This is a genomic window from Pseudomonas sp. SbOxS1, assembly GCF_013416725.1.
Classification (GTDB): domain Bacteria; phylum Pseudomonadota; class Gammaproteobacteria; order Pseudomonadales; family Pseudomonadaceae; genus Aquipseudomonas.
The window spans coordinates 190,772-208,641 of record NZ_JAAVXC010000026.1 but is presented as its reverse complement, the minus strand read 5'-3'; the positions used below and the strand labels follow the sequence as shown (position 1 = coordinate 208,641).

At 59.9% G+C, this 17,870-nt stretch carries 20 protein-coding genes; 10 read left to right on the top strand and 10 right to left on the bottom strand.

Going from position 1 to position 17,870, the window contains the following annotated elements; translation table 11 throughout:
* Positions 1-70 precede the first annotated feature (70 nt).
* From HFK74_RS21880 to metG, 8 genes are all read right to left on the bottom strand, one after another.
* Positions 71-250, bottom strand: a complete 180-nt coding sequence (locus HFK74_RS21880; RefSeq protein ID WP_180205311.1) for a PA3496 family putative envelope integrity protein — start codon at positions 248-250, stop codon at positions 71-73.
* Between the two features lie 106 nt (positions 251-356).
* Positions 357-995 (bottom strand): endonuclease III, encoded by a 639-nt coding sequence (gene nth, locus HFK74_RS21875; protein ID WP_180205310.1) that lies wholly within the window; start codon positions 993-995, stop codon positions 357-359.
* Positions 996-1,020: 25 nt separating this feature from the next.
* Entirely contained in the window at positions 1,021-1,608 is a 588-nt protein-coding gene (locus tag HFK74_RS21870; RefSeq protein WP_180205309.1) for an Rnf-Nqr domain containing protein, read from the bottom strand.
* Positions 1,601-2,212, bottom strand: a complete 612-nt coding sequence (locus HFK74_RS21865; protein ID WP_180205308.1) for an RnfABCDGE type electron transport complex subunit G — start codon at positions 2,210-2,212, stop codon at positions 1,601-1,603. The genes HFK74_RS21870 and HFK74_RS21865 overlap by 8 nt, the downstream gene beginning before the upstream one ends.
* Positions 2,209-3,195, bottom strand: coding sequence for an RnfABCDGE type electron transport complex subunit D (locus HFK74_RS21860; protein ID WP_180205307.1), 987 nt, complete (start codon positions 3,193-3,195; stop codon positions 2,209-2,211). The genes HFK74_RS21865 and HFK74_RS21860 overlap by 4 nt, the downstream gene beginning before the upstream one ends.
* Entirely contained in the window at positions 3,182-4,204 is a 1,023-nt protein-coding gene (gene rsxB, locus HFK74_RS21855) for an electron transport complex subunit RsxB (protein WP_180205306.1), read from the bottom strand. The genes HFK74_RS21860 and rsxB overlap by 14 nt, the downstream gene beginning before the upstream one ends.
* Positions 4,201-4,770, bottom strand: coding sequence for an electron transport complex protein RnfA (locus HFK74_RS21850; protein WP_180205305.1), 570 nt, complete (start codon positions 4,768-4,770; stop codon positions 4,201-4,203). The genes rsxB and HFK74_RS21850 overlap by 4 nt, the downstream gene beginning before the upstream one ends.
* Positions 4,771-5,053: 283 nt before the next feature.
* Complete coding sequence (metG, locus tag HFK74_RS21845; protein WP_180205304.1) at positions 5,054-7,105, bottom strand: methionine--tRNA ligase; 2,052 nt, start codon at positions 7,103-7,105, stop codon at positions 5,054-5,056.
* 152 nt (positions 7,106-7,257) lie between these two features.
* Here metG and apbC point away from each other — a divergent pair, with 152 nt between their 5' ends.
* Positions 7,258-8,352: an iron-sulfur cluster carrier protein ApbC gene (apbC, locus tag HFK74_RS21840; protein WP_180205303.1), complete on the top strand. Its 1,095-nt coding sequence runs from the start codon at positions 7,258-7,260 to the stop codon at positions 8,350-8,352.
* 158 nt (positions 8,353-8,510) lie between these two features.
* On the opposite strand, the gene HFK74_RS21835 is transcribed toward apbC, so the two are convergent.
* Complete coding sequence (locus HFK74_RS21835; RefSeq protein ID WP_180205302.1) at positions 8,511-9,269, bottom strand: SDR family oxidoreductase; 759 nt, start codon at positions 9,267-9,269, stop codon at positions 8,511-8,513.
* Between the two features lie 166 nt (positions 9,270-9,435).
* On the opposite strand from HFK74_RS21835, the gene HFK74_RS21830 reads away from it, so the two are divergent.
* The 4 genes from HFK74_RS21830 to groL all read left to right on the top strand — a co-directional run bounded on the left by HFK74_RS21830 (position 9,436) and on the right by groL (position 12,949).
* On the top strand, positions 9,436-10,167 hold the full coding sequence (locus HFK74_RS21830; protein ID WP_180205301.1) for a HugZ family protein: 732 nt from the start codon (positions 9,436-9,438) through the stop codon (positions 10,165-10,167).
* A gap of 66 nt (positions 10,168-10,233) precedes the next feature.
* Complete coding sequence (locus HFK74_RS21825; protein ID WP_008057553.1) at positions 10,234-10,710, top strand: FxsA family protein; 477 nt, start codon at positions 10,234-10,236, stop codon at positions 10,708-10,710.
* A 249-nt stretch (positions 10,711-10,959) separates the two neighbouring features.
* Positions 10,960-11,253, top strand: coding sequence for a co-chaperone GroES (locus HFK74_RS21820; protein WP_007985847.1), 294 nt, complete (start codon positions 10,960-10,962; stop codon positions 11,251-11,253).
* Positions 11,254-11,302: 49 nt separating this feature from the next.
* Positions 11,303-12,949, top strand: a complete 1,647-nt coding sequence (gene groL / locus HFK74_RS21815; protein ID WP_180205300.1) for a chaperonin GroEL — start codon at positions 11,303-11,305, stop codon at positions 12,947-12,949.
* A 122-nt stretch (positions 12,950-13,071) separates the two neighbouring features.
* Here the strand turns inward: groL and HFK74_RS21810 are convergent, their stop codons facing one another.
* The gene (locus HFK74_RS21810; RefSeq protein WP_180205299.1) at positions 13,072-13,815 is read right to left on the bottom strand and encodes a phosphatase PAP2 family protein; all 744 of its coding nucleotides are present in this window, start codon (positions 13,813-13,815) and stop codon (positions 13,072-13,074) included.
* 219 nt (positions 13,816-14,034) lie between these two features.
* Between HFK74_RS21810 and colR the strand changes: the two genes are divergently transcribed.
* The 5 genes from colR to HFK74_RS21785 all read left to right on the top strand — a co-directional run bounded on the left by colR (position 14,035) and on the right by HFK74_RS21785 (position 17,758).
* A complete protein-coding gene (colR, locus tag HFK74_RS21805; RefSeq protein ID WP_008057556.1) occupies positions 14,035-14,718 on the top strand; it encodes a two-component system response regulator ColR in 684 nt (227 codons plus the stop codon).
* The gene (locus tag HFK74_RS21800) at positions 14,708-15,991 is read left to right on the top strand and encodes a HAMP domain-containing sensor histidine kinase (RefSeq protein ID WP_180205298.1); all 1,284 of its coding nucleotides are present in this window, start codon (positions 14,708-14,710) and stop codon (positions 15,989-15,991) included. Before colR ends, HFK74_RS21800 begins: the two co-directional genes overlap by 11 nt.
* Before the next feature lie 151 nt (positions 15,992-16,142).
* The gene (locus tag HFK74_RS21795; RefSeq protein ID WP_180205390.1) at positions 16,143-16,811 is read left to right on the top strand and encodes a class I SAM-dependent methyltransferase; all 669 of its coding nucleotides are present in this window, start codon (positions 16,143-16,145) and stop codon (positions 16,809-16,811) included.
* Between the two features lie 3 nt (positions 16,812-16,814).
* A complete protein-coding gene (locus HFK74_RS21790; protein ID WP_180205297.1) occupies positions 16,815-17,528 on the top strand; it encodes a lipopolysaccharide kinase InaA family protein in 714 nt (237 codons plus the stop codon).
* Between the two features lie 2 nt (positions 17,529-17,530).
* The gene (locus HFK74_RS21785) at positions 17,531-17,758 is read left to right on the top strand and encodes a hypothetical protein (RefSeq protein ID WP_081504798.1); all 228 of its coding nucleotides are present in this window, start codon (positions 17,531-17,533) and stop codon (positions 17,756-17,758) included.
* The last annotated feature ends 112 nt before the right edge of the window (positions 17,759-17,870 follow it).

Genomic DNA, 17,870 nt, shown 5'->3' with positions numbered 1-17,870 from the left:
TGCGACAGGCGAGCATTTATCGCGACTCGACACTTGGTAAAAAGCCTCCGTTTCGGGAGGCTTTTAGGTTTTACAGGTCAAAATCGTAATCGGCCAATTGCTTTTGCAGTCGGCGCTCCTCGAGCAGGTTGTCGATGGTCCGGCGCTTGCTCAGGTTGGTTTTCGCAACTTCAGCCACGGGTTCGGCATCATCAGCCTCTGTGGTGGTGAAGTCTTCATCTACGTCCAATTGCTCTTTGCCAGTGCTCATTTAGTTACTCCAGGCGAAGAAGGCCCTTGGGGCTCCTTATATCGGCAATCGTGCGACGGGTAAAAAAGATTTTTTCAATCGATAAATCGAAAAACCCAATAGCGGCTCAATCGTCCGAGGTCTTGTGCTTGTATTCGCACAAGTCTTCGATCCGGCAACTGCCGCAGCGAGGCTTGCGGGCCAGGCAAACGTAACGTCCGTGAAGGATCAGCCAGTGATGGGAGTCGAGCAGGTACTCCTTGGGCACGAACTTCATCAGTTTATTCTCGACCTCGACCACATTCTTGCCGGGCGCGATGCCGGTGCGGTTGCTGACCCGAAAAATGTGGGTGTCCACGGCCATCGTCAATTGGCGAAATGCAGTGTTGAGCACCACGTTGGCGGTCTTGCGGCCTACGCCGGGCAAGGCTTCCAGTTCCTCGCGGGTCTGCGGCACTTCACCGGCATGACGCTCAACCAGCAGGCGGCAGGTCTCGATCACGTTTTTTGCCTTGCTGTTGTACAGGCCGATGGTCTTGATGTATTCCGACAATCCTTCGACCCCCAAGGCATGAATCGCCGCCGGGGTGTTGGCAATCGGAAACAGTTTTGCCGTGGCCTTGTTGACGCCGACATCGGTCGATTGCGCCGAAAGAATCACCGCAATCAGCAGTTCAAAGGGTGAGGAATAGGCCAGTTCGGTCTTCGGTTCCGGATTGTCTTCATGCAGCCTGCGGAAAATTTCCAGACGTTTTGCGGCGTTCATGTGCGGTGAGTTTCCTCGAAGGCGTTCAATGTGAGGGGGGCGGGCGGTGCCAGGCTTGCCAGGCGGCGATCAGCAATCCCAGCAGTATGAAACCGCCAGGGGCCAGCGTGGCCAGCCGCAAGCCACCGTCAGCGGTGAGTACCCAGCCCTGCCAATCGGCGTGCGTCGCAGCAACCAGCCACGGCAGATGATTGCCGAGTGTCCCGTAGCCAATGAGTTCGCGCAGCAGGCCCAGGCCCACCATTGATGCGCCGAACAGGCCGCAGAGGCGCCAGCGTTCGCGCCAGGGCCTCAGGAAGAAATCATTGCGCTCCAGTACGACGCATTGCAAGGCGATCAAGCCGGCGTAGATCCCCGCATGCTGATGCCACTGCAGCGACCAGGCCTGCGCGCCGAATTCTGCGCAACTGGTCAGTGTTGCGGCAAGCAGTACGCTGGCCGGCAAATGGGTCGCCGAGAGCAGCCGCGAGCGCAAGGCGTTCATGCAGAGGCCAAAGGCACTGGTCACCACAATGAACATCACCCACAGGCCCAGGGCGCTCACCAGTGAGCCGGTAGCGCCAATCAGCGGCGCCAGCATCAAGGAGTTCTGCAACCACAACGCTTTATTCATCTGGAGGGCTCCCAAGCAGTGAGCGCCGGTGCTCATCGAAATAGCGCAAGGCGTCATGGGTGGCCTGGATCACCGCTCTTGAGGTGATGGTCGCTCCTGCAATCTGGTCGAACTGTCCCTGGTCCTTTTTCAAGGCCCAGGCGTTGTCGCCCGGATCGGTTCGCGACCTGCCGGAAAAGGTCTCTAGCCAGGCATTGGGCCAGTCGGCGATGCGTGCGCCGAGCCCCGGGGTTTCCGTTTGCTTGAGGGTTTTGACCCCCAACACTCTGCCGTCGGTATCGATGGCGATCAGCAGGTCGATGGCGCCCTCGTAGCCCAGGGTCTGGCTGCGCAGCAGCACGGCATAGGCTCGGCCGGCCTTGGTCGCGCGGTAACCCGCCAACAGTGCGCTGTTGGCCAGCGCGGTGTTTTCGAGGCTGAGGGGTTGTTCCAGCGGTTGATTGTCATAGCTGTCGGGCGGTAGCAGGTCCAGCAGGTTGCGACTGTCGATCAGACGCTGTTCAGCCGCAATCCGTGGCGCGCTGACCTGCTGCGCGAGATAGGTCAGGCCAGCCCCGAGGGTGGCCAGTAATGCCAGGATGGCAGCGCTCGACGCTCGGTTCATGGGGCGCGCAGCTCCTGCCTGGCCGCGACAAACCGCTCCAGCGCCGGTACACAAAGGTTCATCAACAGCACGGCAAAGGCCACGCCGTCCGGGTAGCCGCCCCAGGTGCGAATAAGGTAGGTCAGCAACCCCACGCCTGCACCAAACAGCAATCGCGCAATGGGGCTTTTCGCGCCAGACACCGGTTCAGTGACGATGAAGAAAGCACCCAGCATGCTGGCGCCAGTGAATAGGTGAAACAGCGGCGAACCATGGGAGTCTGAGCCCGAACCGTTCCAGCACAACAGGCTGATGACGAACAGGCTGGTGAGCATGCCGACCGGCGCGTGCCAGCTGAACACGCGGCGTTGCAGCAAAAACAAGCCGCCGACGAGAAAGGCCAGGTTGACCCATTCCACGCCGCGGCCACCGAACTGACCAAAGGCGGGATTTGCCGAGAACAGTTCGTCCATGGTCAGGCTTTTGTTAATCCGCAGGCTGTCCAGTGCCGTGGCCCGCACCCAGGCGTCCGGGCCTTGGCCTGCACCGAACACTTGCTGCACACCCCCCCACAGGTCCATGCCATGGGCGGCGGGCCAATGGGTCATCTGCTGTGGAAAGGTCACCATCACCAGGGCGAAACCGAGCATCGCCGGGTTGAATGGGTTGCTGCCGACCCCGCCATACAGGTGCTTGCCGAACCACATCGCAAGCGCGGCAGCGCTGACTGTCAGCCACCAGGGGCAGTAGGGCGGCAAGGCCAGGGCCAATAGCGTGGCACTGACCAGGGCGCTGCCATCGCTCAAGGTCGGCTTGAGCGCGCGCTTGCGCAATCGCAGCACCGCCGCTTCCGCGGCTAATGCACTGGCGCCTGCCAGGATCAGGTTGATCAACACCCCCCAGCCGTAGAACCAGAGCAACACCAACATCCCTGGCAGCGTCGCCAGTAGAACCAGTTTCATTGCCTGCTGCAGGCGTTCGTCGACCGATTCAAGGGGTGGCATGGGCATCCACCTGGCGTTCGGCTTCGCCCAGGGCGCGCTCCAGGGCTTCGATCTGCTCCGCGGGCGCGGCGCTGGCCTGGGCTTTCTTCAGTTCGGCGCGGCGCATGGCCAGCTGGATTTTCGCCCGTTTCAGCTCGGCGTCGTTCGCCGGAGCCGCCACGGGGGCAGGGGCCGGCGGCGCAGTTCGTTCCAGTTGGGCCAAGGCTTGCTCGGCGACTTCGAACTGCTGTTGCAGGACAATCAGCTGCGATTGCTGTTCGAAGGTCGGCGGATGACCGAAGGCCTTGAGCGACTTGTTCAATTGCGCCCGGCTCATCGCCAGGTCGACCTTGGCTTTTTTCAAGGCTGCATCGGCATTCGCGGCCTTCTGCGCGCGCACGCGTTCCAGGGCTGCCTGTACCGGGTCGAGCGGCATATCCGTGTGTGCCGGGCTGGGTTGGGCGGCCCGTTGCGCACGGGCCTCTCGCTCGGCAGTTTTTTGCTGTTCTTCACGCTGCAAGCGGGCGTTGCGCTGCTCGAAACGGCGCCGTGCATGGTTGCGTTTGGCTGCGCGCGCTCGTTGCTCTTCCAGGCTGAAGGCCAGGCCACCGACTATCGGCAGCACGCCGCTCAAGAGCAACGGATGCATTTCGATGCAGTCCACCGGGCATGGCGCCACGCACAGGTCGCAACCGGTGCATTCGTCGATGATGACCGTGTGCATCAACTTGGCCGCACCGACGATGGCGTCCACCGGGCAGGCCTGAATGCATTTGGTGCAACCAATGCACTCCGCTTCGCGAATATAGGCTATCTGCGCCGGGGCCGAGCCGCGGCTGACGTCCAGTTCCAGCACCGGCACGTTCAACAGTTCGGCCAGGGCGCTGATGGTTTCACTGCCGCCAGGCGGGCATTTGTTGATCGGCTCACCGCTGGCGATGCCAGCAGCGTACGGCTTGCATCCGGGATGGCCACACTTGCCGCATTGGGTCTGCGGCAAGAGGGCGTCGATGCTTTGAATCAGACTCATGTTTTGATCAGTCCGCTGAATCCGAGAAAGGCCACTGCAATCAAACCGGCACCGATCAGGTCGATCGGCAGGCCGCGAAAGGGCAGGGGCACATCGTTGTCGAGTGTGCGCTGGCGCAGGTCATGGAACAGACTCAGGACCAGCCAGAAGCCCAGCCCGGCACCGATGCTCAAGGCTGTGGCGTGAAAAAAACCGTTGTCCTCCCGAGCGTTGAGCAATGCCACGCCCAGCACCCCGGCATTGCACAGCAGCAACGGCCAGAGCCCTTCGAAAGACAGCGTCGAAAACACCCGTGCAAGCAGCTTCAACAACGGGCCGATCAGCAGCGCACTCAATGGCAGAAACACGAACAGGTGCAGCGCCGTCAAACCCAGCGGTACCAGCAGCCATTGATAGAGCGCATAGCCGAGCACCCCGGTGATCAGCATCAGGCAGGTCGTCGCGATGCCCAGGGCGTGGACCTGGTGACGTTCGCTGCCCAACAGCGGATCGACACCCAGAGGCCAGTGCAACACGAGGTTGTTGAGCAGGGCGGTGCTGATGAGCGTAAGCAGGGTTTCGGTCATGATCGTGCTTTGTGGCGAGGGGATTTATCCCCGTTCGGCTGCGAAGCAGTCGTAAATCCGAACAACTCGGTCTGTTTGAACGGACGCTGAGGGCCGCTTCGCGGCCCAACGGGGATAAATCCCCTCGCCACAGATTTCTTGCTCGCCGAACAGCGTTACGGCGGCTTTCAACGCAGCGGTCTAAAAAGCTTAGGCATTATCCGGCAAGGACGGAGGGTGGGCCAGACATGAAAATCCCACAGTCGCGCCAGGCACGACTGTGGGATCGGGTTACCGCCGTATCTTACTTGATCCGCTGACCAGGCTTGGCGCCGCTGTCAGGGCTCAGCAGGTAGATCTCTTCACCGCCGGGGCCGGCCGCCATCACCATGCCTTCGGAGATGCCGAACTTCATTTTGCGCGGCTTGAGGTTGGCGATCATCATCGTCAGGCGACCATCGAGCTTGGACGGGTCCGGATAAGCGCTCTTGATCCCGGAGAATACGTTGCGCTGCTCGTCACCGATGTCCAGGGTCAGGCGCAACAGCTTGTCGGCGCCCTCCACGTGCTCGGCCTTGACGATCAGTGCGACGCGCAGATCGACTGCCGCGAAGGTGTCGAACTCGATTTCCGGCGACAAAGGATCCTTGGCCAGTTCACCGTTGCCGGCAGGTGCGGCTTCGCCGGTGTCGGTCTGGCTGGCGGTCAGGTCTTCTTTCGAAGCGTCGGTCATGGCCTGCACTTTTACCGGGTCAATACGGGTCATCAGCGGCTTGAACTCGTTCAGCTGATGGTTGGCGAGCAAGGTCGCGTGGTCGTTCCAGGTCAGCGGCGCGACGTTGAGGAACGCCTCGGCATCGGCGGCCAGCAGCGGCAGCACCGGCTTAAGGAAGATCACCAGTTGGCGGAACAGGTTCACGCCGGTGGCGCAGATGGCCTGGACTTCTTCCTGTTTGCCTTCCTGCTTGTTCAGCGACCATGGCGCCTTGTCGGCGATCCAGGCGTTGGCACGGTCGGCCAGGCCCATGATCTCGCGCATGGCGCGGGCAAAGTCGCGGGCTTCATAGGCGTCGGCGATGCTTGGCGCGGCGGCCAGGAACGCTTCGGTCAGCTCCGGCGCGGCGTTGGTCTCGACCATCACCCCGGCATTGCCCTTGTTGATGAACCCGGCGCAACGGCTGGCGATGTTGACGACTTTGCCGACCAGGTCGGAGTTGACCTTCTGCACGAAGTCTTCGAGGTTCAGGTCCAGGTCGTCGACGCCACGGCTCAGCTTGGCTGCGTAGTAGTAGCGCAGGTATTCCGGCGACAGGTGGTCCAGGTAGGTCCGGGCCTTGATGAAGGTGCCGCGGGACTTGGACATTTTCTGGCCGTTGACGGTCAGGTAGCCGTGCACGTTGATGCCGGTCGGCTTGCGGTAGCCCGCACCTTCGAGCATCGCTGGCCAGAACAGGGCGTGGAAGTTGACGATGTCCTTCCCGATGAAGTGGTACAGCTCGGCGGTGGAATCCTTGCCCCAGAACGCGTCGAAATCCAGCTCCGGCGTGCGGTCGCAGAGGTTCTTGAAACTCGCCATGTAGCCGATCGGTGCGTCGAGCCACACGTAGAAATACTTGCCCGGTTCGTCGGGGATTTCAAAGCCGAAGTACGGCGCATCACGGGAGATGTCCCACTGTTGCAGGCCGGCATCCAGCCATTCGGCGATCTTGTTGGCCACGGCGTCCTGCAGGGTGCCGCTGCGGGTCCAGGATTGCAGCATTTCCTGGAAGTCCGGCAGCTTGAAGAAGAAGTGCTGGGAATCCTTGAGCACCGGGGTGGCGCCGGAGATTGCCGACTTCGGATCCTTCAGGTCGGTCGGTGCGTAGGTCGCACCGCATTTTTCGCAGTTATCGCCGTACTGGTCTTCGGTGCCGCATTTCGGGCAGGTGCCCTTGATGAAGCGGTCGGCCAGGAACATTTTCTTTTCCGGGTCGAAGTACTGGGTGATCGAACGCGTGGCGATGTGCCCGGCGTCGCGCAGCTTCAGGTAGATCTGGCTCGACAGCTCACGGTTTTCTTCGGCGTGAGTGGAGTGGAAATTGTCGAAGTCCACCAGGAACTCGGCAAAGTCGGCGCTGTGTTCAGCCTGGACGTTGGCGATCAGTTGTTCCGGGGTGATGCCTTCCTTTTCCGCGCGCAGCATGATCGCCGAGCCGTGGGCGTCGTCGGCGCAGACATAGATGCATTGGTTGCCGCGGTGCTTCTGGAAGCGCACCCACATATCGGTCTGGATGTATTCCAGCATGTGGCCAAGATGGATCGAACCATTGGCATAGGGCAGGGCGCTGGTGACGAGGATCTTGCGTGGCTCGGACATGGGGCTCGGCTACTTGATGAAACGGAGGTCGGCCACTATAAAGCGCTGGCAAAGATATTTCACCCCTGCAAATCGTTGCCGGGCATGCCGTCCGGAAGACAGAAGGGGTAGGATACCCGCCATCTTTTCCCAGTCTTGTTTCGGAGTTGCCCATGAGCGCCGTCAATCGCGCAGCGGTGGAAGCCGTCCTTCGCCAATACACCGACCCCTATCTCAACCAGGATCCGGTCAGCGCCGGGTGCGTGCGCAACATCGAGATCCAGGGCGAGCGCGTCAGCGTGCAGCTGGAGCTGGGTTATGCCGCCGGTCTGTTCAAGAGCGGTTGGGCGCAGATGCTGCAAATGGCCATTGAAGGCCTTGACGGTGTCAGCGCTGCCCGCGTCGACATCACCAGTGTGATCGCCGCGCACAAGGCCCAGGCACAGGTCCCGGGCCTGGCCAACGTCAAGAACGTCGTGGCCGTGGCGTCCGGCAAGGGCGGCGTGGGCAAGTCCACCACCGCCGCCAACCTCGCGCTGGCCCTGGCCCGCGAAGGCGCCAAAGTGGGGATTCTCGATGCGGACATCTACGGTCCTAGCCAGGGCATCATGTTCGGCATCGCCGAAGGCACCCGGCCGCAGATCAAGGATCAGAAATGGTTCGTGCCGATCCAGTCCCATGGCGTAGAAGTGATGTCCATGGCGTTCCTCACCGACGACAACACGCCGATGGTCTGGCGCGGTCCGATGGTCTCCGGCGCATTGTTGCAACTGGTGACACAAACCGCGTGGGGCGACCTGGATTACCTGGTCATCGACATGCCGCCAGGCACCGGTGACATTCAGCTGACTCTGGCGCAGAAAGTCCCGGTGGCCGGCGCGGTGATCGTGACCACGCCACAGGACCTGGCATTGCTGGACGCACGCAAGGGCGTGGAGATGTTCCGCAAGGTCAACATCCCGGTGCTGGGCGTGGTGGAAAACATGGCCGTGCACATCTGCTCGAACTGCGGGCATGCCGAGCATCTGTTCGGTGAGGGCGGCGGTGTGAAACTGGCCAATCAGTATGGCGTCGAGCTGCTGGCTTCGTTGCCACTGGCGATGGCAATCCGCGAACAGGCCGATGGCGGCAAGCCAACGGTGATCGCTGAGCCGGACAGCCCGATTGCCCTGGTTTACCAGGAACTGGCCCGCCACGTCGGCGCGCGGATCGTGCTGCAGGAAGCCGCGACGCCGGCGATGCCGAACATCACCATCAGCGACGATTGATGATCTGTAGAAACGCGGTCCAATTGTGGGAGCGACTGTGGCGAGGGGATTTATCCCCGTTGGACTGCGAAGCAGGCCCTTTTTTTGGGGTGGCTGCGCCGCCCAACGGGGATAAATCCCCTCGCCACAGCCGCTCCCACATTGGTTTCGTGTATGCCTTAGATCCGCAAGCCGCCATCCAACTCCAGAATCCGACCGGTGTAATAGTCGTTTTCGAAGATGTAAACCGCCGATTGGGCGATTTCCTCAGGCTTGCCCATGCGCTTGAGCGGAATCCCCGACGTTATCTTCTCCAGCGCCTCAGGTTTCATGCTCAGGGTCATTTCGGTTTCGATGAAGCCCGGTGCGATGCCGGCCACGCGAATGCCGTAGCGCGCCAGTTCCTTGGCCCAGGTCACGGTGGCCGCCGCAACACCGGCCTTGGCGGCGGAGTAATTGGTCTGGCCAACGTTGCCGGCGCGGGAAATCGACGAGATATTGATGATCGCGCCGCGGTTGTCGAGCTCGACCATTTTCGCCGCGACCTCACGGGTGCACAGGAAGACGCCGGTCAGGTTGACGTCGATGACCGCCTGCCACTGGGCCAGGCTCATCTTGGTCATTTCGCCATCCTTGACCTTGAGCAGCAGGCCGTCACGCAGGATCCCGGCGTTGTTGATCAGGCCATGGATCGCGCCGAAGTCGTCGGCGACCTGGGCGACCATGTGGCTCACCTGCTCTTCATTGGCCACGTTGCACAGGTAGGCGCGGGCTTCGACGCCCAAGGCCGTGCAGGCAGCGACGGTGTCGTCGAGCTTTTCCTGGTTGAGGTCCACAAGCGCCAGCTTCGCGCCCCTGGCGGCGAAATACTCGGCCATGGAGCGGCCTAAACCCTGGCAACCGCCGGTGATAATGATTACTTTGTCAGTGAGTTGCATTCGTATGCCCCCGGTAGCGGATCTGAGTGATTTCCTTTTTAGAGAGTCTCTCGATCTGCGCCTGACATGGCCTGGCTGCACATGAGAACTGCCCCGATCGCGTACCGGGACTTTTCCCGGGTCGCCCGTCCGTATTTTAGACGGAATCTCTATAAGGAGTCATAAATTGAGCGTTGAAGCGGCCAAGAATGCCCGAGAATTGCTTCTCAAGGAATACCGTGGAGTGCTCTCGACGCACTCCAAGTCTATGCCAGGTTTTCCGTTTGGTTCTGTGGTGCCTTATTGCCTGGACGACGAGGGGCGACCGCTGATCCTGATCAGCCGCATCGCCCAACACACCCATAATCTGCAAAAAGACCCGAAATGCTCGCTTTTTGTCGGCGAGCGTGGGGCTGAAGACGTGCAAGCCGTTGGTCGGCTGACCTACCTGGCCGAGGCAGAGCAGCTTCAAGACGAGGCGGCCATCGAAGCGGCTGCCGAGCGTTATTACCGCTACTTCCCCGATTCGCAGAACTATCACAAGGCCCACGATTTCGATTTTTGGGTACTCAAGCCTGTTCGCCATCGGTACATCGGCGGTTTTGGTGCGATTCACTGGGTCAATGACCTGATCTTGGCCAACCCTTTTGCGGGCAAGGCCGAGGTGAGCATGGTCGAGCACATGAACGCCGATCACGCCAAGGCCATTGCCCATTACGTGGATCTGGCCGGCCTGCCGAAAACCTCGCCGGCGCAACTGGTGGGTATCGACAGCGAAGGTATGCACCTGCGCATCGGCCAAAGTCTCTACTGGCTGCGATTCCAGGCACCATGTAATACGCCGACACAAGTTCGCGAAGCCTTGGTTTTCCTGGCTCACGCCGAACATTGGCCGAAAAATGCAGTGGCCGACGCTTGAATTCACGCAATGGCGACGTCATCTAGGGAAGACTGGCAAGGCATTCTTGCGTTGAGGAACCATTTGATGCGCCCTTTTTTGTTGCTCTTTCTGCTGTTCCCGGTGTTGGAGCTGTTCGTATTCGTCAAGGTGGCAGGGGCGATCGGGTTTTTCCCGGCCCTGCTGCTGATCATTCTCGGCTCGATGTTCGGTGTGTTCGTGCTGCGCGTCGCCGGGCTGGCCACGGCGCTGCGTGCCCGTGAAAGCCTGAACCGAGGTGAGCTGCCGGCCCAGACCATGCTTGAAGGCCTGATGCTGGCGTTGGCTGGTGGCCTGTTGATCCTTCCGGGTTTCATCAGCGACGTGATCGGCCTGATCATGCTGCTGCCGATCAGCCGTCGCCTGCTGGCCAATAAAATGCGCCAGCGTGCCGAGGAGCAGGCGATCCGCCAGCGTGCGTTCGCCGATGACCTCCAGCCCCGGGGCGGTCCTGTGCCACGCGAGCCGCTGGGCCGCGAGCCCAATGTGATCGAAGGCGAGTTCGAACACCGCGATACCAAGTAACACCCCCTATCGACACGGCACCTTCGGGTGCCGTGTTCGTTTTCGGGAGATCGGCGTAAAAATTTTTCGATCCCCGCCCTTGTAATAAGCTTATGCGCCCTTATGTATCGGTCACCGCAAGGTTTCTGGTGATCACGCCAGACAGACTTCCGCGGTTCGCTCGACGAACCGCACCCGGCACCGCCGGACTTTGTTAAACCCGCCGGGACTACACCGGCCGATGAAAACCACAATTAGGAGAGATCGACAATGAAGCTTCGTCCTCTGCATGACCGCGTCGTCATCCGTCGCAGCGAAGAAGAAAAGAAAACCGCTGGCGGTATCGTCCTGCCAGGTTCGGCTGCTGAAAAAGCCAACAGCGGCGAAATCCTCGCTGTAGGCACCGGCCGCGTACTGGAAAACGGTGAAGTGCGTGCACTGTCCGTGAAAGTGGGCGACAAGGTTGTGTTCGGTCCTTACTCCGGCAGCAACACCGTGAAAGTCGACGGCGAAGACCTGCTGGTAATGAGCGAGAACGAAATCCTCGCTGTTATCGAAGGCTGATTACCCGCTCATTTTCCCGTTACTACAAAGTATTTAAGGAATATCGATCATGGCTGCTAAAGAAGTTAAATTCGGCGATTCCGCCCGCAAGAAAATGCTCACCGGTGTGAACGTCCTGGCTGACGCAGTAAAAGCGACCCTGGGCCCGAAAGGCCGTAACGTGATCATCGAGAAGAGCTTCGGCGCTCCGACCATCACCAAGGACGGCGTTTCCGTAGCCAAAGAAATCGAACTGGAAGACCGTTTCGAAAACATGGGCGCGCAGCTGGTCAAAGACGTTGCCTCCCGTGCGAACGATGACGCAGGCGACGGCACCACCACCGCTACCGTTCTGGCTCAGTCGATCGTCAACGAAGGCCTGAAAGCCGTCGCTGCCGGCATGAACCCGATGGATCTGAAGCGCGGTATCGACAAAGCGACCATCGCGATCGTCAAAGAGCTGAAAGCCCTGTCCAAGCCATGCGCTGACACCAAGGCAATCGCTCAGGTAGGCACCATCTCCGCCAACTCCGACAACTCCATCGGCGACATCATTGCCGAAGCAATGGAAAAAGTCGGTAAAGAAGGCGTGATCACCGTTGAAGAAGGCTCGGGCCTGGAAAACGAACTGTCGGTTGTTGAAGGCATGCAGTTCGACCGTGGCTACCTGTCCCCGTACTTCGTCAACAAGCCAGAGACCATGGTCGCTGAGCTGGACGGCCCGCTGATCCTGCTGGTCGACAAAAAGATCTCGAACATCCGCGAAATGCTGCCAGTACTGGAAGCCGTTGCCAAAGCCGGCCGTCCACTGCTGATCGTGGCCGAAGACGTTGAAGGCGAAGCCCTGGCGACTCTGGTTGTGAACAACATGCGCGGTATCGTTAAAGTCGCAGCCGTCAAGGCGCCAGGCTTCGGCGACCGTCGCAAGGCCATGCTGCAGGACATCGCTGTTCTGACCGGCGGTACCGTCATCTCCGAAGAGATCGGCCTGAGCCTGGAAAGCACCACCCTGGAGCACCTGGGTAACGCCAAGCGCGTAACCCTGTCCAAGGAAAACACCATCATCGTTGACGGTGCTGGCGTTCAAGGCGACATCGAAGCACGCATCAACCAGATCCGTGCCCAGGTTGCCGAGACTTCCTCGGACTACGACCGTGAAAAACTGCAAGAGCGTCTGGCCAAGCTGTCCGGCGGCGTTGCAGTGATCAAGGTTGGCGCTGGTTCCGAAGTTGAAATGAAAGAGAAGAAAGCCCGCGTTGAAGACGCCCTGCACGCTACCCGTGCAGCCGTTGAAGAAGGCGTGGTACCTGGCGGTGGCGTAGCCCTGATCCGTGCTCTGGAAGCACTGACCGAGCTGAAAGGCGACAACGCCGATCAGGACGTGGGTATCGCTGTACTGCGTCGCGCTGTTGAAGCGCCGCTGCGCCAGATCGTTGCCAACTCCGGCGACGAGCCAAGCGTAGTGGTCGACAAGGTCAAGAACGGCGAAGGCAGCTTCGGCTACAACGCTGCGACTGGCGAATACGGCGACATGATCGAAATGGGCATCCTGGACCCAACCAAGGTAACCCGTTCGGCTCTGCAAGCTGCAGCTTCCATCGGCGGTCTGATCCTGACCACCGAAGCTGCGGTAGCTGATGCACCGAAGAAAGACAGCGGTGCTGGCGGCGGTATGCCAGACATGGGCGGTATGGGCGGCATGGGCGGCATGATGTAAGCCAGCCTTACCCCTGTACTAAAAACCCCGCCTGCGTAAGCAGGCGGGGTTTTTTATTGCCTCCATTTTGAGAATCACACCAATCCATTGTAGGAGCGAGGCTTGCCCGCGAAGGCGTCAGTTCAGGCGCCGACCGGCTCCGTTTTGCCTACGTGCTCAACCTTCACCGCTGGCTGATACAAAATCCAGTAATACGACCCCAGGCAAATCAGCCAGCAGAACACCGCCGTCCACACGTTATGCGAGAAAAAGTGCGCCCCCTGCAGCATCCGGCCAATGGAAAACACCGAGCCCAGGGTGAAGGCGAAAACCAGCGCCGCACGCGCCATGCGTGGACGGCGATCACGCAACACGAAGAACAGCGCAAACAGGGTGAAACCGGTCGCGGCATGGCCGCCAGGCCAGCAACGACCCGGTTTTTCCGTGGCCGGACGCGGGCTCAACAATTCGCTGTAGGTCTCGTGACCGCCGAATTGCTCAAGGCTCCACGGGCATTGCACCGCCGTCACCGCCTTCATCGGCGTGACGAAGGAAGTCGCCAGCCCCAACGACAGCACCAGGCAACCCAGTTCACGCTTGAACGGCTTGAGCCGGATCATGAAGAACGAACCGGCAAAACCGAGGATCGCCAGCACCGAGAAGGCGATGACCACTTGTTTGGCCCGATCATGCAGGATGGTTTCCAGGAAATAACTGTGCCGCCCGATGAATTCCCCGGCGACCGGGTCGTAGAACAGCCTGGCCAGGTCCATGTCCAGGGTCGTTAGTTCGAGCAATACCAAAATGATTGCTGCAAAGGCAGGAACACCCAGGCACACCCAGAAGTTGAGCGGTCGGGAAGCGGGGCGTGCAGAGATTGAAACCATGGCAAATCCTTGGTCAGTGAAATGTTCTTGAATACGCAGCCGCGCGGAGTGTGAACTCGATCCTGTCGCCAGCCCGTGAACCTATAGTGAAAAAAACGTTGAGGCTTGAGCTGGCCATTTCGTGAAACAGACGGCTGCACACAACTCTGGCCCTGAGCCACACTTGGCCTTAAGCTGCGCGGGCCAAGACGGCCGTTACTGTGTACGGAGAAGGTGCCCATGCGAATTTTATTGGTTGAAGACAACCGCGATATCCTGGCCAATCTGGCCGATTACCTGGGACTCAAAGGCTATACCGTGGATTGCGCACAGGACGGTTTGTCGGGCCTGCACCTGGCGGCCACCGAGCATTACGACTTGATCGTGCTCGATATCATGCTGCCCGGCATCGACGGTTATACCCTGTGTAAACGCCTGCGCGAAGATGCCCGACGCGACACGCCGGTGATCATGCTCACCGCACGCGATCAACTGGATGACCGGCTACAGGGTTTCAAGTCAGGTGCCGACGATTACCTGATCAAACCCTTCGCCTTGTCTGAACTGGCGGCGCGGGTCGAAGCCGTGATGCGTCGCACCCAAGGCGGCGGTCGCCGAACCTTGCAAGTCGGCGACCTGAGTTACGACCTCGACACGCTGGAAGTCACCCGCGAAGGTCGATTACTCAAGCTCAACCCGGTGGGCCTGAAGTTGCTGGCCGTCCTGATGCAGAAAAGCCCCCATGTACTGCGCCGCGAAATTCTCGAAGAAGCCCTGTGGGGCGATGACTGCCCGGACAGCGACAGCCTGCGCAGCCACGTCCATCAATTGCGCCAGGTGATCGACAAGCCGTTCGCCAAACCGCTGCTGCACACCGTGCACGGCGTGGGTTACCGCCTGGCCGAGGGGCGTGATGGAGTTTAGACAGAGCCTTTCTCAACGGATCATCATTGCCTTTGCGCTGATGAGCGCACTGGTGGCGGGCGCCTTTGCCATGGGCATCGTCGCCACTGTGCACCTGGTGGAAGAAAAACTGATCTCGGCGGGCCTGGGCGGCGATTTGCAGCGCCTGTTGCTGATGGACAACGTCTCGGACTGGAGTCATCGCCCGGAACCGGACCAGTTGTTCTATTTCAGCGGCGGGCCGGGTGATTTCGAGTTGCCCAAAGACTTGCGGCACTTGGATTCGGGGTTTCACGAGGTCTTTCGCGAGCAGCTGTCGTACCACGCGATGGTCGAGATCGTCGATGGCCGGCGGTATGTGCTGTTGCAGGACCAGAGTGACTTCGAAGAGCGCGAGCGGGTGCTGTTTGCCGTGGTGCTGGTGGGGTTCGTGCTGAGTCTGGCGCTGGCGGTGTTCCTCGGCTGGGTGCTGGCGCGCAAGGTGATGGCGCCGGTGGTGAGGTTGGCGCGCCAGGTACGGCATCGCGATCAGTTGCTGGGGCTGGCTCCGCCCCTGGCGCCGGATTATGCGGCCGATGAAGTGGGCGAACTGGCCGTGGCCTTTGACGCGACCCTTGGCCGTTTGCGCCAGGCGCTGACCCGCGAACGCATGTTCACCAGTGACGTCAGCCATGAACTGCGTACGCCCTTGATGGTGCTGGCCAGTTCCTGTGAATTGCTGTTGGAAAACCCCGGCATCGACCAGCGCGGCCGCGCCCAGGTAGAGCGAATTGCCCGCGCGAGTGAAGAAATGCGCGAGTTGGTACAGACCTTCCTGATGCTGGCCCGCGCTCAGCGCGAAGACGCCGGCATGTCTGCGCAGCAGACGCTGGGCGAAGTGGCCGATGGCTTGATCAACCTGTGGCGCGGACCGATCGAAGCCAAGGGTCTCAAGCTGATCGTTGACCTGGGCGCCCCCAACCCTACTCGTTACAACGCGACGCTCCTGCATGCGGTCATGGGCAACCTGCTGCGTAATGCGCTGCATTACACCGACCGGGGGTTTATCCGGTTGAGCCTGATGTCCATGGGGTTCATGGTCGAGGACAGTGGTGTAGGCATTCCCGAGGAAAAACGCGAAGCGATGTTCGAACCTTTCGTGCGAGGTAACGAGAAACGCGGAGAAGGCCTCGGGCTTGGGCTATCGTTAGTACAACGGATCTGTGAAAACCAGGGCTGGAGTGTCAGCCTGACGACCATGGAACCCAATGGCTGTCGTTTTCAGGTCCAGTTCAATACCTCGACTGTGAGTTGATGGCCGCTGTACGGTTGGTTGAAATTGCCTCCTTGTAATACCTCGATACGATTCGACATGTCCTTCACGAAATTTTCACAATCGCATGACCTGACACTCACACATCGCTACCTAAGGTGGTTGGAATCAGAAGCTCAGGAGATTGATGATGGTGGATGGCCCGATCAAACTGGATTTTTCCAATAAGTACGACGATCAACACGCCCAGCGTTACTTGCGTAAGCATAAGGATGGCGTTGGCCGTCGTTTGTCCCACTGGCGCGATGAGCAAATGGCGCGCAAGGCACTGACGTTGGTCGGCGAACCGGGCCTGGTCCTCGATCTGCCCTGCGGCGCGGGGCGTTTCTGGCCGTTGCTGGCGGAAAAACCCAACCGCGTGATCATTGGTGCCGACAATTCCGAGTCCATGATCAAGATCGCGACCCAGTCGCAACCGGCTGAAGTGGTGAAACGGGTACAACCCTTGCAGACATCTGCCTTCGACATCGCCTTGCCGGATAACGCCGTCGACAGTATTTTCTGCATGCGTTTGCTCCACCACATCGGTGAAGCCGAGCATCGACTGGCGATTTTGCGCGAATTCGAGCGCGTCAGCCGTGACAGCGTCATCCTCTCGCTGTGGGTTGATGGCAACTTCAAAGCCTGGAAACGCAAGCGCGCGGAGAGAACCCGTGGGCAGGAAGGTTACCAAAATCGATTTGTGTTACCGGCGGCTACTGTAGAAAAAGAATTTGAGCAGGCAGGTTTCCGTATTCAGGAACGTATCGACTTTTTGCCGCTCTATGCCATGTGGCGAGTTTATGTATTGCGCAAGAGGTAACAGATGGTAGAGCAGGTTGCAGCAGGATCTGGCGTGGCTTCCCAGGATCGATTCGATTACTTCTGGAATCAGCGTGGAGAATGGGTGGAAGAGCCCAACGTGCGGCGCGGTGGCGAGAGTGGCGTGCAGCGCCTCATGGGCAGTGATGGACAACTGCTTTACGTAAAGCGCCAGACCGGCCATATCCATCGTGGTCTTTTGCACCCTTTCGGGCGACCGACGGTGTTGCGCGAGCGTGATGCACTCACCGGCCTGCGCCTGCTCGATGTGCGAGTCCCGGAAATCGTGTTTTGCGAAGCTCAACGCGATCCCGTGCACAAATGGCGCGCATTGCTGGTGACCAAGTCCCTGGACGGTTTCGAGGAAATCGAGCGCTGGTACGAAGGTGGCGGACGCGAGCGCCATGGTGAGGCTGTGCATGATCGCGTGCTCAAGGACCTGGCCGAAAATCTGGCGCGGATGCACAAGGGGCGTTGGCAACACAGCTGCATCTATATCAAGCACGTATTCGTTCGCGTCACTGGTGAGGGCGAGGCTGCCAAAGTAGAGGTTGCGTTGATCGATCTGGAGAAGTGCCGGCAGCGTTTGAGCGCCCGGCAGGCGGCTGCCCATGACATGAAACAACTGCGCCGCCACTCGTCATTCAGCACGACGGACTGGAAGAAACTCGTCTATTTTTATGAGACGGCGTTTGGCAGCGCTATCAAAGGTTTATAGCAATGAAACTTGAAGTTGCGCGAGGTTTGTTTCTGGTAGGAGCCTTGGCAGTTGCTTCACTCGCGGTGGCTGCATGGGAGCAGCCCCGCACGCAAGTCCTCAGTTCAGTACACAGTGACGCGCACTGTCCGTTGCCACGGGTTGCCAAGGCATCCGTGGCAACTCAACCCGATCATGATTTGTTGCTGTTCATGTTCGGACTTTCTCAAGGATTGAGGCCGCAAAGTTGAACAGATTGAAGCCCAAATAAAGGCCTCGCTAATGCGAGGCCTTTTTTGTTGCTGCGCCAGGCTGATCGTTCCCACGCTCTGCGTGGGAATGCAGCCCGGGACGCTCCGCGTC

What these genes read in the sequence shown, in the direction of transcription:
- HFK74_RS21850 (WP_180205305.1), bottom strand. Translation starts at nt 4,770, where the DNA reads ATGACCGAAACCCTGCTTACGCTCATCAGCACCGCCCTGCTCAACAAC.
- colR (WP_008057556.1), top strand. Translation starts at nt 14,035, where the DNA reads ATGCGAATTTTATTGGTTGAAGACAACCGCGATATCCTGGCCAATCTG.
- apbC (WP_180205303.1), top strand. Translation starts at nt 7,258, where the DNA reads ATGAGCGCCGTCAATCGCGCAGCGGTGGAAGCCGTCCTTCGCCAATAC.
- HFK74_RS21790 (WP_180205297.1), top strand. Translation starts at nt 16,815, where the DNA reads ATGGTAGAGCAGGTTGCAGCAGGATCTGGCGTGGCTTCCCAGGATCGA.
- HFK74_RS21820 (WP_007985847.1), top strand. Translation starts at nt 10,960, where the DNA reads ATGAAGCTTCGTCCTCTGCATGACCGCGTCGTCATCCGTCGCAGCGAA.
- nth (WP_180205310.1), bottom strand. Translation starts at nt 995, where the DNA reads ATGAACGCCGCAAAACGTCTGGAAATTTTCCGCAGGCTGCATGAAGAC.
- HFK74_RS21835 (WP_180205302.1), bottom strand. Translation starts at nt 9,269, where the DNA reads ATGCAACTCACTGACAAAGTAATCATTATCACCGGCGGTTGCCAGGGT.
- rsxB (WP_180205306.1), bottom strand. Translation starts at nt 4,204, where the DNA reads ATGAGTCTGATTCAAAGCATCGACGCCCTCTTGCCGCAGACCCAATGC.
- HFK74_RS21800 (WP_180205298.1), top strand. Translation starts at nt 14,708, where the DNA reads ATGGAGTTTAGACAGAGCCTTTCTCAACGGATCATCATTGCCTTTGCG.
- HFK74_RS21865 (WP_180205308.1), bottom strand. Translation starts at nt 2,212, where the DNA reads ATGAACCGAGCGTCGAGCGCTGCCATCCTGGCATTACTGGCCACCCTC.
- groL (WP_180205300.1), top strand. Translation starts at nt 11,303, where the DNA reads ATGGCTGCTAAAGAAGTTAAATTCGGCGATTCCGCCCGCAAGAAAATG.
- HFK74_RS21810 (WP_180205299.1), bottom strand. Translation starts at nt 13,815, where the DNA reads ATGGTTTCAATCTCTGCACGCCCCGCTTCCCGACCGCTCAACTTCTGG.
- HFK74_RS21825 (WP_008057553.1), top strand. Translation starts at nt 10,234, where the DNA reads ATGCGCCCTTTTTTGTTGCTCTTTCTGCTGTTCCCGGTGTTGGAGCTG.
- HFK74_RS21880 (WP_180205311.1), bottom strand. Translation starts at nt 250, where the DNA reads ATGAGCACTGGCAAAGAGCAATTGGACGTAGATGAAGACTTCACCACC.
- HFK74_RS21870 (WP_180205309.1), bottom strand. Translation starts at nt 1,608, where the DNA reads ATGAATAAAGCGTTGTGGTTGCAGAACTCCTTGATGCTGGCGCCGCTG.
- HFK74_RS21860 (WP_180205307.1), bottom strand. Translation starts at nt 3,195, where the DNA reads ATGCCACCCCTTGAATCGGTCGACGAACGCCTGCAGCAGGCAATGAAA.
- metG (WP_180205304.1), bottom strand. Translation starts at nt 7,105, where the DNA reads ATGTCCGAGCCACGCAAGATCCTCGTCACCAGCGCCCTGCCCTATGCC.
- HFK74_RS21785 (WP_081504798.1), top strand. Translation starts at nt 17,531, where the DNA reads ATGAAACTTGAAGTTGCGCGAGGTTTGTTTCTGGTAGGAGCCTTGGCA.